This is a genomic window from Amycolatopsis thailandensis (genome assembly GCF_002234405.1).
Taxonomy (GTDB): domain Bacteria; phylum Actinomycetota; class Actinomycetes; order Mycobacteriales; family Pseudonocardiaceae; genus Amycolatopsis; species Amycolatopsis thailandensis.
In genome coordinates, this window is sequence record NZ_NMQT01000062.1 from 51,316 (window position 1) to 66,816 (window position 15,501).

Below are 15,501 nucleotides of genomic sequence, written 5' to 3' on the forward strand. Positions count from 1 at the left end.
CGAGGAGAAGCCATGTCCCCGGCCCCCGAAAACCTGCCCGCCACGGCCGGCCCCACCCTCCAGGCCTGCCTCCGGCATTGGGCGGACACCGACGGCGACCGGCCCGCCCTGACCTTCGCCGACTTCGCGACCGATCGCGCCGGACGGCGGCGGACCCTGACCTGGAAGCAGCTCCGGGACCGCGTCGACGCCGTCGCGAGCGCGCTGCCCGTCCGGCCTGGTGACCGGGTGGCCGTGCTGTGCCCGCAGAGCGCCGACTACGTGGTCGCCTTCCTCGGCGCGATCACCGCCGGCGCGATCGCCGTGCCGCTGTTCGACCCCGGGCTGCCCGGGCACGCCGGACGGCTCGCCGCGGTGCTGACCGACTGCTCCCCCACCGCGGTCGTCACCACGTCCACGACCGAGGACGCGGTCCGCGAATTCCTCGCCGGCCTGCCCGGCGGCGAGCGCGTCGCCGTCGTCGCGGCCGACAAGCCGTCCGAAGGCCCGGCCCGCTCGTGGCCTGCTCCGGACCCGGTCCCGGACGACGTGGCCTACCTCCAGTACACCTCCGGCTCGACCCGCAGCCCGGCCGGAGTGGTGTTGACCCACGCGAACGTGCTGGCCAACGTCAGCCAGGCGGTTCAGGGGCTCGGCATCGACCCGGCCGCGGGGACCACGGTGTCGTGGCTGCCGCTGTTCCACGACATGGGTCTCGTGCTCGGCCTGATCACGCCGCTGGCGATGGGCATGCGGTCGGCGCTGATGGATCCGCTGGCCTTCATCGAACGTCCGGTGCGCTGGCTGGAACTGCTCGGCGACTTCAACGGAAGCTGGAGCGCCGCCCCGAACTTCGCGTTCCACTACGCCGCGAGCCGGGTGCGTGGGGAGGACCGTGCCAAGCTCCGCCTCGACCGCGTCGCCGGGATCGTCAACGGCGCGGAGCCGATCAACCCTGACGTCCTCGACCGCTTCCACGCCGCCTTCGCCGATTCCGGCTACCGGCCGGAGAAGACGCGCCCCTCGTACGGGCTCGCCGAAGCGACCGTCTTCGTCACCACCGGTTCCGGTGTTCCGCCGCGCGTCACCACGTTCGACCGCGCCGCGCTCGGAGCGGGGACGGCACGGTTGGCGGACGACGGACTCCGGCTGGTCGCCTGCGGTGTCCCGGTGGGGCAGCGGGTCGCGCTGGTCGACCCGGAGACCGGCGTCGCGCTGGAAGACGGCTCGGTCGGTGAGATCTGGGTCCACGGACCCAACGTCGGCACCGGATACTGGCAGAAACCCTTGGAGAGCACCGAGACCTTCGGCGCCCGGCTGACCGGCGAGCACGACGGGCTCCCGGAAGGGCCCTGGTTGCGCACCGGCGACCTCGGCGTCCGGCATGACGGCGAGGTCTACATCGCGGGCCGGATCAAGGACCTGCTCATCGTCGACGGCCGCAACCACTATCCGCAGGACGTCGAAGCGACGGCGGCCGCGGCCGACCGCGACATCCGTCCGGGCAGTGTCGCCGCGTTCGCCGTCGAAGGCACGGACACCGAAGCGGCGGTCATCGTCGCCGAGCACCGCGGTCACACCGCCCTGACCACGGAAGACGAACGAACGCTCGCCGTGTCGATCCGGCGGCTGGTCTCCGACGCGCACGGCCTCGCGCTGCGCGACGTCGTGCTCGTCCCGGCGGGCCTGGTCCCCCGGACCTCCAGCGGCAAGATCGCGCGGAGCGCCTGCCGCGACCGCTACCTCGCCGGCGACTACGGAAAGGCCTTGGTGCGATGAGAAACCCGTCGTTCGACACCCCCACTCTCCGCCGCTGGCTGCTCGACACGGTCGCCGAACACACCGGCGTCGACCCCTCCCGGCTAGAAGCCGACCGTCCGCTCAGCGACTACGGCCTGTCCTCCCGTCAGGCCGTCGGTATCGCCGCCGATCTCGAAGACCTGCTCGGCACCCCGCTCCCGGCCACCCTGCTGTGGGAGAGCCCGACCATCGACCACCTCGCCCGTTCCCTCACCGGCGGCGCCGAACCGGAGCCGGAACCGACGGGCACCGATCGCCGCCGGACCGACCCGATCGCCGTGGTCGGTCTCGGCTGCCGCTGGCCGGGGGCGAACGGCCTCGACGAGTTCTGGGACCTGCTGCGCGGCGGACGGGACGCCGTCCGGACCGCGCCGCCGGGCCGCTGGAACGCCGACGCGGCGCCGGTCGTCGGCGGCTTCCTCGACGACGTGGCCGGGTTCGACGCCGAGCACTTCGGCATCACCCCGCGTGAAGCGTCCACAATGGACCCGCAACAGCGGATGCTGCTGGAGGTCGCCTGGGCCGCGCTGGAACACGCCGGGATCGCCCCGGCCTCCCTGCGCGGCAGCCGGACCGGAGTGTTCACCGGGATCTCCACGCACGACTACGGGCATCTCACGATGTCGGGCGGCGGTGTCGATCTGTGGACCGCCACCGGCGCGGCCGGGAGCATCTCGGCCAACCGGCTTTCCTACGTCTACGACCTGCGCGGACCGAGCATGGCGGTGGACACCGCGTGCTCGTCTTCGCTGGTCGCGGTGCACCACGCGGTCCGCGCGCTGCGCGACGGCGAGGCGGATCTGGCCTTGGCGGGCGGGGTGAACCTCATGCTGTTGCCCGGGCCGACGGCCGCGTTCGCCGCGGCCGGGCTGCTCGCCGGGGACGGCCGGTGCAAGACGTTCGCCGCGGACGCCGACGGCATCGCGCGCGCCGAAGGCTGTGGTGTCGTGGTGCTCAAACGGCTGGCGGACGCCGAGTACGACGACGACCGGGTGCTGGCGGTGATCCGCTCCACCGCGGTCAACTCCGACGGTCGGTCACAGGGCATGGCGGCACCGAACCCCGTCGCGCAGCAGGACATGCTGCGCACGGCGTACCACGGTGCCCGGCTCGACCCGTCCACTGTGGACTATGTCGAGGCGCACGGCACCGGCACGCTGCTGGGCGACCCGATCGAGGCCCGCTCGCTCGGCGCGGTTCTCGGCAAGGACCGCCCCGCCGACGCCCCGCTGCTGATCGGCTCGGTGAAGACGAACATCGCGCACGCCGAGGCCGCCGCGGGAATCGCCGGGCTGATCAAGGTCGTGCTCGCGCTGTCCCGCGACGAACTGCCGCCCCAGCTGCACTTCTCCGCGCCCAATCCGCACATCCCGTTCGACGACCTGCGCTTGAAGGTGGTGACCGAGCCGACGCCGTGGCCGCGCCGGTCCGGCCGCGCCACGGCGGGGGTGTCCGCGTTCGGGTTCGGCGGGACCAACGCGCACGTCGTCGTCGAACAGGCGCCGTCGCTGGAACCGGCCGCGGACCGCGCGGGCGTCCGGATCGGGCTGCTGTCCGCCCGCACCCGCGACAGGCTGACCGAACGCGCGACGCAGCTGGCGAGCTGGCTGGAGGCCACACCGTCGCTCCTCCTCGCGGACGTCACGCACACGCTGTCCCGGCGCGACAACGGCGGGCCGCATCGCTCCGCGGTCGTCGCCGGGGACACCGCCGAACTGGCCGTACTGCTGCGCGCGGTCGGTGCCGAGGCCGATCCGCTGCCCGCCGGAGCGGTCACCGGCACCGCCCTGAGCACCGACGGACCGGTGTTCGTGTTCTCCGGGCACGGCTCTCAATGGCCGGGGATGGGACAGGGACTACTGCGGGCCGAGCCCGCCTTCGCCGCCCAGGTCGACAAGCTGCACGACCTGTTCACCGAGCACACCGGCCGCTCGCTGCGCGCCTTGCTCACCACCGCGGGTCCCCTGTCCCTGCCCGAAACCCAGACGGCGATCTTCGGTACGCAGATCGCGCTGGCCGCTCAGTGGGAGGCGCTCGGTGTCCGGCCCGCGGCCGTCGTCGGGCACTCCCTCGGCTCCGCGGCGGCCGCCGTCGTGAGCGGCGTGCTCACTCCCGACGAGGCCGTCCACCTGGTCGCGACCCGCGCGCGGCTCCTGGGCACCATCGGCCCGGGCGGCGCGATGGCCGCGGTGGAGCTGGCTCCGGAGGAGCTGGAGCTGTACCCGGACATCGAACTGGCCGTCGAATCCGCGCCGGGTCAGCTGACCGTGGCCGGGGACGCGACCGTGCTCGACCTGCTCGTCGCGGAACTGGAGTCGGCCGGGCTGACCGCCCGGCGGCTGCCGGTCGAGGTCGCCGGGCACTCCGCCCGCGTCGACCCGGTACTGCCCGCGCTCCGGGAGGCGCTCGTCGAATTGGGCGGCCGCCGTCCGACGGTGCCCTGGTACGACACGGTTCTCACCGATCCGCGGGAGCTGCCGGACTTCGACGCCGGGTACTGGGCCACGCACCTGCGCCGTCCGGTCCGGTTCCGGCAGGCCGTGGCGGCCGCCGCCGCGGACGGGCACCGGGTCTTCCTCGAAGTGTCACCCCATCCGATCCTGCGCGGCTCGGTGGCGCGGACGCTCGCGGCCGAGGGGATCCACGACGCCGTCGTCACCGGGACGCTGCGCCGCGGTCAGGACGAGGTCCGCGCGCTGGGTGCCGCCGCGGCCGAGCTGTACTGCGCGGGCACGCGCATCACCACCGCCGATCCGGACGACGGCGCCCGTCTGGTCGACGTCCCGCCGATGCCGTGGCGGCACGAACGGCACTGGTACACCGCCGCCGAGGAGCCGCCGTCGTTCGCGGCGCGCGCGCCGAAACCCGAACCCGTGCGGAGCGGCGGCGGTGATCGGCTGACCGAGATCGTCGCCGCCGTCATGGGGCTGCGGCCCGACCGCATCGACGCCGACGTCCCGCTCGTCGAACTCGGGCTGGATTCCCTGATGGCGAACCGGATCAGGGAGGCCGTCCGCCGGGAGTTCGGCACCGAACCCGACGCCGTCGCCGTGCTCCGGGGCGCAACCCTCGCCGACCTAGGCCGCGACCTCGCGCCGCGCGAAGACGAGGATCCACGTCCGGCCCGAGGCCGTGCCTGGGACGCGGCCGACCGCCTGGTGCTGCGGCTGTGGCACGAGCACACCGGAACCGACGCGGGCGGCACTCATGTCCGGCTGAGCGAGAGCGACACACCCGATCGGCTGGCCGACCTGCTCGCCGAAGGGCTCGGCGCCGAACTCGACACGCCTGTCGACGCCGCCGAACTCCGGCGGCACGACTCCCTCGCAGCCATCGCCGACGTCGCCCGCGCCGTCCTCGACACCCGAGAGGAGCGGGGACCGGTCCACGTCCTCACTCCTGGCGAAGAAGGGATCGCGCCGCTGCTGCTGTTCCACCCCGGCGGCAGCACCTGCACCGTGTACCGGCCGCTGCTGGACCGGCTGCCCACCGCGGTGCCGTGCGTCGGGTTCGAGCGCGTTCCCGGTGTCAGTATCGAGGAGCGGGTCGAGCAACTCCTGCCGTTGGTGCGGGAACAGCGCCGGGATCGGCCGTACCGGTTGGCGGGCTGGTCGTTCGGCGGAGCACTGGCCTACGGTGTCGCGGCACGCCTCGCGGAGGAAGGCGAGGAGGTCGAATTCGTCGCGCTGATCGACACCATGCTCCCGCTCCCGGAGCCGGATCTGGACCCGCGCGCGTCGTCCGCCCGGCGGTTCCTGCGGTTCACCGGCTACGTCGAAGGGACCTACGGCCGTGAAGTACGGCTGGGCCACGAGGAACTGGCGCCACTGCCCGAAGAGGAGCAGATCGAGCTGACCATGCGACGGGTGGCCGAGGCCGGTTTGCTCAGCCCCGGCGTGCTCCGGCATCAGCGTCAGTCCTTTTTGGACACGCTGGCGGCCGAACGTGCCACACCTCGCCGCTACGACGGCCGGGTCGTGCTCTACCGGGCGGTCGAGCAGTACGCGGCCGGGCTCGCGATGGAGCCGCGGTACTCGCGCACGGATCTCGCGGCGGGCTGGGCGGAGCTGTGCCCGGAGCTGGAGATCGTGCCGGTCGAGGCGCATCACCTGTCGGTGGTCGACCCTCCGCACGTCGACGTCGTGGCGCGGCATCTGGCGGGACTCCTGTGACCACGGCCCGGGCCGAGCGAGCGGTCGACCGCGCCTGGCCGCTCCTGGCGGTGCTCGGCGCCGGGCTCTTCCTCGTCGCCGTCGACGCGACGGTGCTGCACGTCGCGCTGCCCGACCTCGTCCGGCAGTTGCGGCCGGGCGCGGCGGCGCAGGTGTGGATCGTGGCGATCTACCCGCTGACCGCCGCGCCGCTGCTGCTGCCGTTCGGCACCCTCGGCGACCGGTACGGACGACGGCGCGTGCTGGTCGCCGGGTACGTGGTGTTCGGGATCGCGTCGCTCGGCTGCGCGTTCGCGCCGAACGTGCCGGTGCTGCTGGGTTTCCGTGCGCTGCTCGGCTGCGGCGGCGCGATGATCATGCCGGTGACGATGTCGCTGCTCAGGGAGCTCTTCCCGGAGCAGCGACACCGCCGCACGGCGATCGCGGTGTGCAGCGGGATCGCCGGGACCGGCTCGGTGTTCGGGCCGGTCCTCGGCGGGGTGCTCGTCGAGACCTGGGGCTGGCGGGCGACGTTCCTGCTGAACCCGCCGGTGATCCTGGCCGCGGTGGTGCTCGCCTTGCTGTGGCTGCCCCGGAGTCCACCCGGGCCGCGGTCGTGGGACGCGCTCAGCGCCTTCCTCGCGGCGGGCGGTGTCCTCGGGATCGCTTTCGCCATCGGGCGCCCGGGGTCTTGGCCGCCCGCCGTCGCTTCGGGCGCGGCCGGCTGTGTCCTCATCGGACTGTTCGTACGCCGTCAGCGCCGGACCGATCCGCCGCTGCTGAACCTCACACTGTTCCGGATGCCGGGCGTGCGGGCCGCGGTGGGCGGAATCCTGCTGGTGATGAGCACACTGGTCGGGCTCGGCCTGTTGTTCGCGCAGTACCTCCAAGTGGTCCTCGGTCTCTCGCCGACAGCGGCGGCGACCCGGCTGCTCCTGGTGCTGGGCGCGTCGGCCGTCGGCAGCGTGGTGACCCCTTCGCTGCTGGGCCGGTTCGGCAACGCGCGGGTCCGCACGGCCGGATTCGTGGTGGCTGCGGTGTCCTTGCTGGTCCCGGCCGCCGGGCCGGCCGCGCTGACGTCACCGGTGCTTCTCGGCATCGGGCTGACCGGGCTGGGACTGGGGATGGCGCTCGCCCTCACGTCGAGCACCGACACGCTGCTTTCGGCGACCTCGGCGGACCAGGCGGGCGGGGCCGCGGCGGTGGAGAAGACGGGCTACGAGCTGGGCGCCGGTTTCGGGACGACGGTGTTCGGTTCCCTGGCGGCCGCGGTGTACGCGGGCCATCTGGCCGTCCCGGCCGGAGTGCCCGAGACAGCCCGGCGGCTCGCCGTGTCAGGACCCGCTCAAGCCGAGGCCGCGGTCTCGGGACTTCCGTCGCGTTTGGCCGGCGAATTGCTCGATGCGGCAAGGGCCGCTTGCACGACCGGGCTCCAGGTGTCGGCGGCCGTCGCTTGTGGGCTGTTCCTGGTGGCCGTCCTCGTCAGCTCGGGCGCGCCTCGTCGGTGAACTGCTCGGCGAACTCGCCCGTCGGCGGGATCTCCTGGATCACGTCGATCAGCACGCCGTTGGGATCCGCGATGATGAAGTGCCGCTGCCCGAATTCCTCGCTGCGCAACGAAAGCGCCTCGGGCAGGCCCGCCTCCCCGACCAGCCGCCGGTGCTCGGCGTCGACGTCTTCGACCTCGAAGTTCAGCAGCAGTCCCTGCACAGGTTTGCCCGCGCCGCCGGGAATGGTCTCGTGCCCGGGGGCGAGGATCGCGAGCTCCCACTCGCCGCGTTTGAGGCTGACGTACCAATCGGCCTCGAAGGTGAGCTCGAAGCCGAAGTGGCCGCAGTAGAAGTCTCGCGTCTCGGCGATCTTCTCGGTCATGAGTACGGGATAGAAGCTGGTCAGGCGCATGGTGCCCCCTGTCTCGTGAACAATACCGACCGTCGGTTTGTTTCTTCGAAGTTAGCCAACCGACGGTCGGTATGTCAAGATTCGGGTATGTCCCGTACCAAGCAGCAGCAGCGCGAAGAGACGATGGAGGCCCTCACCGCCACCGCCCGGCGACTGTTCGCCGAACACGGGTACGGCAAGGTCGGGCTGGAGACCATCGCGCAGACCGCGGGCGTGAGCAAAGGCGCGCTCTACCACCACTTCAGCAGCAAGGCGGACCTGTTTCGCCACGTTCTCGGCGTCGTCCAGCACGACGTCGGGGAGCAGATCGCGCGGGCCGCGGACGCCGCGCCCGACTCATGGACGGGACTACTGGCGGGATGCCGCGCGTTCCTCGCCGCGGCGACCGAGCCGGAAACCCAGCAGATCATGCTGCTGGACGGTCCGGCCGTGGTCGGCTGGCAGGACTGGCGCGAACTCGACGCCGAGTCCAGCGCCCGGCACCTGGCCGAGGCCCTGACCGACCTGATGACCGAGGGCGTTCTGGCGAAGCGCCCCGTCGAACCGTTGGTGCGCCTGCTTTCCGGCGCGATGAACGAGGCCGCCGTCTGGCTGGCCCACTCCCCCGACCCCCAAGCCGACCTCGCCGCGACGATGGACACGCTCACGCCGATGATCGAGGCGTTGCGCTGAACCCCAGCGCCGATGCCCCAATGTCACATTGGGGACACTCAGCCGGGCACCGGGTCGGAGGCTTCGGAGGCTTCGGAGGGAAGCACAGACGCGAAAAAGCCCCACCCTCGCCGGATGGGGCTTTCACTGTGGTGGGCGATACTGGGATCGAACCAGTGACCTCTTCGGTGTGAACGAAGCGCTCTCCCCCTGAGCTAATCGCCCGCTGTACGAACTCCGGTTCACCTGGGGAAGCGAACCTGGTGCGCGATACTGGGATTGAACCAGTGACCTCTTCCGTGTCAGGGAAGCGCTCTCCCGCTGAGCTAAACGCGCGTGATGTAGTTGTTCGTACGAGAGATACCTTAGCGGACCCCGTTTCCTGGCCGTCACAGGGGGTAGCCCATCCGCGAAGCTCAGGGTTTCGGCAGCCGCGAGGCGATCGAGCCGGCGATCTCCTTCGCCCGGTCGCAAGGGCTTCCGCTCCCCTCGCGCGCCAGCAGCCGGACGGCGACATGTTCGACCTCGCGGTCCGAAAGCGGACGGTGCCGCCACGTCACGGCGCAGTTCGAACCGCCGAACTCCCGTATGTCGCCCGTGACACCGCTGCCGAGGTCGACCGGGGCCCCTTCGGGCACGAACGCGCCCCGCTGCAGTTCGACGGTCAGTGTGTCCCCGGCGCCCACCCACTCACAGATCCGCAGCGTCCGCGGCGCGGGCTGGGCGTTGGGCATGTTCTTGGTGACGACCGCGGGATCGGCGACCGCGCACGGGTCGAGCGGGAGGATGCCGCCAGGCTCACCGGGGCGGTCGACCTCGTGCGTGCGCAGCCGGGTGAGGGCCGCGCTCAGCATGTCGTCGGCGGCCTTGCAGGGATCGCCTTCCCGGCCGGGATGGGAGACGACGACGCCGAGCCGCCGGTCCGCCGGCAGCTGGGCGACCGAGTCGCATCCGCCGCTGATCGTGCTGCGCAGCAACGGAAGTCCTTCGGCGGTGCGGTCGGTCCGTTCGAGACTGCTCGCCGTCACACCTTCGCCGAGCCGCAGTTCGAAGGACACACCCTTGAGACCGGTGTACTTGCATCGGGCCGGGTAGAGCGAGTCCGTGTCCGCCTTCAGGGTGCCGAATTCCTGCACGAACCGGCCCGCGAGCACCTTGCACGGATCCACCAGGCGCAGGCGTTCCGCGCTGAGCGCCTCGGCCGCCGCCAGCGACGTCGTTCCCGGGCTCTCGGGTTTGGCGTAGTCGGCGATGGAGAGGCCGAGCGCCACGATCCCGGCGACCAGCAGCAGAACGACCCCGGCCAGCGAGCCGAACAGGATCTTCTTCGTCCGCGGCGCCATCTTCTTCGGCGGTGGCCGCCAGATCGGCAGCGGCAGGGCCAGCACCGAGCGCACTTCGGCGTCCTGCCGCTGGATCCGGGCGTGCACGGCGGGCGGCCAGGGCGCCGCCCCCGGCGGCACGGGGCCGAGATGGTCCAGGATCTGCTCCGGGGTCGGCCTCTGCGCGGGGTTCTTGGCGAGGCAGGGTTCGGCGAGCCGCCGGATCTCGTCCGGGACGGCGCTGAAATCCGCGGCGGCGTGCACGACGTTATACAGCGTTTGCGGTGCGGTCGGGCCGGTGAAGGGGCCGCGTCCGGTGGCCGCCATGACCAGGATCGCGCCGAGGGAGAACACGTCGCTCGCGCCGGTGACCTGCCCGCTGCCCGCCTGTTCCGGGGACATGAACGCGGGCGACCCGATGATCGCGCCCGTGCCGGTGAGTTCCTGCGCCTCCTCGGCCACCCGCGCGATGCCGAAGTCGATCACCCTGGGCCCGTCACTCGTCAGGATGATGTTGCTGGGCTTGAGGTCGCGGTGGATCAGCCCGGCACGGTGGATCTCGGTCAGCGCGGCGGCGAGCCCGGACGCCAGCAGGCGGACCGACTCGGCGGGCAGCGGCCCGGCGGCGTCCACCGCCTCCTTCAACGACGGCCCGGTGACGAAGACCGAGGCGAGCCACGGGGTTTCCGCCTCCGCGTCGGCGTCCATGACCGCGGCGGTGTAGGCGCCGGAGACCAGCCGCGAGGTGGCGACCTCGCGGCGGAACCGTTCACGGAAGCGTGGATCGTGCGCGAACTGGGCGTGCAGCTGCTTGACCGCGACGAGCCTGCCGTCCGGCGCCAGGCCGAGCACGACCCGGCCCATCCCGCCTTCACCGAGCTCGGCGACGATCCGGTACGGGCCGATCTGCCGGGGTTCGGCGGGGTGCAACGGTTTCACTGATCAGCCCTAGGGTTTCGGGAGTTTCGGCAGCAGCACTTCGGCGAAGCCCTTCGCCTTGTCGCATGCCTGACCGGCGGTCAGTTTGGTCCCGCTCGTGCTGAACGTCAGCTCGACGTTCTCGCCGTCACGATCGCTGATCTGCCGATGCCGCCAGCTCAGCGAGCAGGACGAGCGCGCGACACCGTCGTCCTTCTCGGCCAAGTACACGGTCTTGCCACCGATATCCAGCGTCGCGGTGTCGGTGTAGTAGGAGTCCTTCGACTGGAACGGCGGATAGCCCTTCAGGAGCTTCAGCCGCAGGCCGCCCGCCGCGTCGTACCGGCATTCGTGCAGGTGCTCGCGAATGGCTTCGACCACGGGCCCGATCAGCCGGTCCGCCGTCGCGGGGCCGACCAGCGCGCACGGGTCCAGCAGGGCCAGTGTGCCCGCCGGGAGTTCGCGTTCCTGGCCGCCCGCCCTGATCCGTTTCACCGTGTCGGTCAGCGCGGCCTTCACCACGGCGCAGGCTTCGTCCTTTGTGGACATCGAGTTCACCCGGGCGCTGAGACTGGTGTTCGCCACCCCGGTGATGGGCACCGACACGCCACAGGAGTCGTCGGATCCCTTGAGGGTCAGCGGAAGCCCTTCGAGCTCGCCGCTCGGTTCGCCGCTGACCAGGCCGCCGGCGATGTCCAGGTCCAGCCATTGGTCCGCGGGCGAGGAGTACGTGCAGGAGTCGAAGTCGACTGAGTTCTTCTTGGTCAGCTTCCCGAGTCCGGGCACGTCACGACCTTCGAGCACCTTGCACAGGTCGACCTTGCGCAGGTTGTCCGGGCCGAGCGGATCCGCGTTGACCGGGGTGGTCACCGGTACGTCCGGCGCCGCCGAACCGCTCGGCGCCGCGACGGCCGCAGGCGGGTCCTCTCCGTTCAGCGACACCGCGGCGACGACGCCACCGACGAGCAGCACCACGGCGGCCGCGGCGAGTCCCGCGTACAGGCCGCGCCGGGACCTCTTCGCCGGAGTCGGGTTCAGCAGCCGCCGGATCTCGGCCTGCTGGGTCTCGATGAGGTGCGAAACCACCGGCGGCCACGGGGTGACCATCGGCGGGATCGGACCCAGCCGCTCCAGCACCCAGGCCGGGGACGGCCGGTCCGCCGGGTTCTTCGCCAGGCACGGCTCGACGATCTGCCGGAGTTCCGGCGCCAGATGCCGCAGGTCGGGCTGGACGTGCACGACGTTGTAGAGGGTGTGCGGGGTGGACGTCCCGGTGAAGGGGTTCGATCCGGTCGCGGCCATCACCAGCAGCGCGCCGAAGGAGAACATGTCGCTCGCCGGGGTCAGCGGCTTGCCCTCGGCCTGTTCCGGCGACATGAACCCGGGCGAACCGATCACCGCGCCGGTGTGTGTGAGTTCGGAGTCGCCTTCGACGGCGCGGGCGATCCCGAAGTCGATCACCCGGGGGCCGTCACCGGTGAGGATGACGTTGCTCGGCTTCAGGTCCCGGTGGATCAGCCCGGCGCGGTGGATGTCGCCCAGCGCCAGCGCGAGCCCGGCGGCGAGATGCCGGACAGCCGTCGGCGGCAGCGGCCCGCCCGCCGAGACCGCCTCGGACAGCGCCGGTCCCGGCACGAACACCGAGGCCAGCCACGGTGTCGGCGCGTTCGGATCGGCGTCCATGACCGGGGCGGTGTACGCGCCGGACACCAGACGCGACGTTTCGACCTCCCGCCGGAACCGCTCGCGGAAGCCGGGGTCGTGCGCGAAACCCGGGTGGACCTGCTTGATCGCGACCAGGCGTCCGTCGGAGGAGATCCCGAGCAGCACCCGGCCCATCCCGCCCTCGCCGAGCGCGGCGAACACCCGGTAGCGCCCCACGCCGGTGGGTTCGCCGGTGTTCAACGGCTTCACGAAAGGCCCCCTTGTCCGGGGCCGATGGTACAAAACCACCCGTAAGTGTCACGCAGCGCGTCGGTCCGACCGGCCGAAATCCTTCAGCCGAAGACTGTTGGACACGACGAGCACCGACGACAGCGACATCGCGGCTCCGGCGATCAGCGGGTTCAGCAGTCCCAGCGCGGCCAGCGGGATCGCCGCGACGTTGTAGCCGAACGCCCAGGCCAGGTTCCCCCGGATGATCCGCAGCGTGCGATCGGCGAGCCGGATGGCGTCGGGGACCACGCGCAGGTCCTCGCGGACCAGCACGATGTCGGCCGAGCGCAGCGCGATGTCGCTGCCCTGGGCCATCGCCATGCCGAGATCCGCGGTGGCCAGCGCCGGGCCGTCGTTGATCCCGTCGCCGACCATCGCGACCCGCGCTCCCCCTGCCCTCAGCTCCTCGATGACCTGGGCTTTCTCCGCGGGCAGGACGCCGGCGCGCACGTCGGAGACGCCGATCTCGGCCGCGATCGCGCGAGCGGCGGCTTCGTTGTCGCCGGTCAGCAGCACGGTCCGCAGGCCGAGCGCGTGCAGGTCCTCGACGGCGGCCCGAGCCGACGGCTTCACGACGTCCCGGATCACCAGCTGTCCGGCGACCCACCCATCCGCCGCGACGAGGATCGCCGTCTCCCCGTCGTTCCCGGCGGTCCCGAAGTCGTCAGGGACCGCGATCTCGCGATCGGCGAACAGGCGCGCGTTGCCGACGAGGACCTCGTGTCCCTCGACCTCGCCTTTCGCGCCGAGCCCGGGCAGCGCGCCGAAACCCTCCACCGGGGGCAGGTCAGGCAGTTCGGCCCGGGCCGCGGTCACGACGGCGGCCGCGATGGCGTGTTCCGAACCGGCTTCCACGGCTCCGGCGAACCGCAGCACCTCACCGACGGTGAACCCGTCGGCGGGTCGGCACGTGGTGACGGTCATCTTCCCGGTGGTGACGGTGCCGGTCTTGTCCAGCACCACGGTGTCGACCGTGCGGCTAGCCTCGAGCGCGTCAGGTCCCTTGATAAGGATGCCCAGCTGCGCGCCGCGGCCGACGCCCGCCATGAGCGCGGTCGGCGTGGCCAGCCCGAGGGCGCAGGGACAGGCGATGATGAGGACCGCGACCGCCGCCGCGAAACCCTCCCGCGCGGGAGCCTCGCCGAGCAGCCACACCGCGAGGGTCAGCACCGCCACGCCGAGGACGGCGGGAACGAACACCGCGCAGATCCGGTCGACGAGACGTTGTACGGCGGCCTTGCGGGCCTGCGCGCGTTCCGCCAGCGCGGTCATCTGGGCCAGCTGGGTGTGCGCGCCGACCGCGGTCGCGCGGACGACCAGCCTGCCGTCCCGGTTCACCGAGGCACCGACGACCCGGTCTCCCCCGGTGACCTCCGCGGGTACCGGCTCCCCGGTCACCGCGCTGACATCCACAGTGGACAGTCCACTGTCGACGATCCCGTCCGCGGCGATCGACTCCCCCGGTTTCACCACGAACAGGTCGCCGACGGCCAGTTCGCCGATCGGGACCATCCGCTCGGCGCCGTCCCGCAGCACCCGGACGTCCTTGGCGGCCAAGGCGTCCAGCGCGGCCAGGAGCCCGGCGGCACTGCGCCGGGACCGGCTCTCGAAGTACCGGCCTGCCAGCAGGAAGGTGGTCACCCCGGCGGCGACGTCGAGGTAGATCGCGTCGGCTCCGGCCGCCGTCGGCCCGAAGCCGATCCAATACCCGGGTTCGGCGCCGCCCGCGAAAGCGGACCACGCCGACCACGCGAACGACGAGAGCACACCCAACGACACCAAAGTGTCCATACTGGACGAACGATGGCGGAGGTTCCGCACCGTGGCCCGGTGGAACGGCAGCGCGGACCAGAACACCACCGGAACGGCCAGGACGAGACACAGCAGTTCCCAGCCGGGGAATCGCAGCCGCGGCACCAGGGCGAGGGTGATCGAGAGATTCCCCAGCGGGATCGCCAGGAGAGCCGCGACGACCAGCCTCCGGCGGAGATCCCGGATCCGCTCGAAGCCGGTGTCCGGATCCTCTTCCCCGCGGATCTCCGCCGTGTAGCCGGATTTGCGGACGCGCTCGATGAGGGCGTCGTCGGCCAGCGCTTCGGGCACCTGCACGGTGGCGCGCTCGGTCGCGTAGTTCACCGACGCGCGGACGCCGTCCAGCTTGTTCAGCGTGCGTTCCACCCGCGCCGAACAGGCGGCGCAGGTCATCCCCGACACGGTCAGTTCCACCGTGCGGACGGCGGACTCCGGCGCGGAAATCGTCATTTCGTGGCACTCCCAGGATTCACCAGTGGTTCCTTGGTGGTGGAACAGGTGTCCCGGGTGGTGTCGCGAGGCAGATTACCGCCGCCGGGAACCGGACCCGTCGGCGGCCCGACTACTGCGGTGGTGGTGGAAACAGGTGTCCGGGGAGTGAGTGTCGATGGGGCGTCGGTGCCGGTGGTCGTGAGTGGCGATTCGGGTTAGGACCGACCGTGTCTCAGGTACCTACGATCGGGCGATTTCGCGTGACCCTAGGGACGGCACGCGTGACTGAGCGGACGGCGCACGTGATCAGACGGACGACACGCGATGGACTCGGCCGTCGCCGAGTGTCGTCCGGCTGATCACACGTGTCGTCCGCCTGGACACACGTGTCGTCCGCCTGGACACGCGAAAGTACTGAGCTTGGTCACCGTGGTCGTGAGTGGCGATTCGGGCTATCGAGAGGTATGGCAAAGGTGTCCTGTCAGGTACCAAGTCCGTGAAGGCTAACTTACTATTAACCCCCGATGGCAGCCGATGCGACACTCACGACCACCTGCACCGACCTGGAGGAGTATGCATCGTGACATCGATCATCAGGC

The 15,501-nt window shown here is 71.5% G+C and carries 8 protein-coding genes and 2 tRNA genes; 4 read left to right on the forward strand and 6 right to left on the reverse strand.

Annotation, left to right across the window (positions count from 1 at the left end; translation table 11 throughout):
* The first annotated feature begins 12 nt into the window (after positions 1-12).
* The 3 genes from CFP71_RS18255 to CFP71_RS18265 are packed head-to-tail and all read left to right on the forward strand — an operon-like array spanning position 13 to position 7,438.
* Positions 13-1,758, forward strand: a complete 1,746-nt coding sequence (locus CFP71_RS18255) for a fatty acyl-AMP ligase (RefSeq protein ID WP_093935070.1) — start codon at positions 13-15, stop codon at positions 1,756-1,758.
* Positions 1,755-5,951 (forward strand): type I polyketide synthase, encoded by a 4,197-nt coding sequence (locus CFP71_RS18260; RefSeq protein WP_093935071.1) that lies wholly within the window; start codon positions 1,755-1,757, stop codon positions 5,949-5,951. Before CFP71_RS18255 ends, CFP71_RS18260 begins: the two co-directional genes overlap by 4 nt.
* Complete coding sequence (locus CFP71_RS18265) at positions 5,948-7,438, forward strand: MFS transporter (RefSeq protein ID WP_093935072.1); 1,491 nt, start codon at positions 5,948-5,950, stop codon at positions 7,436-7,438. The genes CFP71_RS18260 and CFP71_RS18265 overlap by 4 nt, the downstream gene beginning before the upstream one ends.
* On the opposite strand, the gene CFP71_RS18270 is transcribed toward CFP71_RS18265, so the two are convergent.
* Complete coding sequence (locus CFP71_RS18270) at positions 7,413-7,802, reverse strand: VOC family protein (protein ID WP_425266623.1); 390 nt, start codon at positions 7,800-7,802, stop codon at positions 7,413-7,415. The genes CFP71_RS18265 and CFP71_RS18270 overlap by 26 nt on opposite strands.
* 117 nt (positions 7,803-7,919) lie before the next feature.
* Here CFP71_RS18270 and CFP71_RS18275 point away from each other — a divergent pair, with 117 nt between their 5' ends.
* Complete coding sequence (locus CFP71_RS18275; RefSeq protein WP_093935074.1) at positions 7,920-8,504, forward strand: TetR/AcrR family transcriptional regulator; 585 nt, start codon at positions 7,920-7,922, stop codon at positions 8,502-8,504.
* Between the two features lie 129 nt (positions 8,505-8,633).
* Here the strand turns inward: CFP71_RS18275 and CFP71_RS18280 are convergent.
* From CFP71_RS18280 to CFP71_RS18300, 5 genes are all read right to left on the reverse strand, one after another.
* A tRNA-Val gene (locus tag CFP71_RS18280) sits at positions 8,634-8,708 on the reverse strand.
* A gap of 36 nt (positions 8,709-8,744) precedes the next feature.
* Positions 8,745-8,819 (reverse strand) — tRNA-Val (locus CFP71_RS18285).
* Between the two features lie 80 nt (positions 8,820-8,899).
* Positions 8,900-10,744, reverse strand: a complete 1,845-nt coding sequence (locus CFP71_RS18290; protein WP_093935075.1) for a serine/threonine-protein kinase — start codon at positions 10,742-10,744, stop codon at positions 8,900-8,902.
* Positions 10,745-10,753: 9 nt separating this feature from the next.
* Complete coding sequence (locus CFP71_RS18295; protein ID WP_093935076.1) at positions 10,754-12,637, reverse strand: serine/threonine-protein kinase; 1,884 nt, start codon at positions 12,635-12,637, stop codon at positions 10,754-10,756.
* A 48-nt stretch (positions 12,638-12,685) separates the two neighbouring features.
* Positions 12,686-14,920, reverse strand: coding sequence for a heavy metal translocating P-type ATPase (locus tag CFP71_RS18300; RefSeq protein ID WP_093935077.1), 2,235 nt, complete (start codon positions 14,918-14,920; stop codon positions 12,686-12,688).
* Positions 14,921-15,501 lie beyond the last annotated feature (581 nt).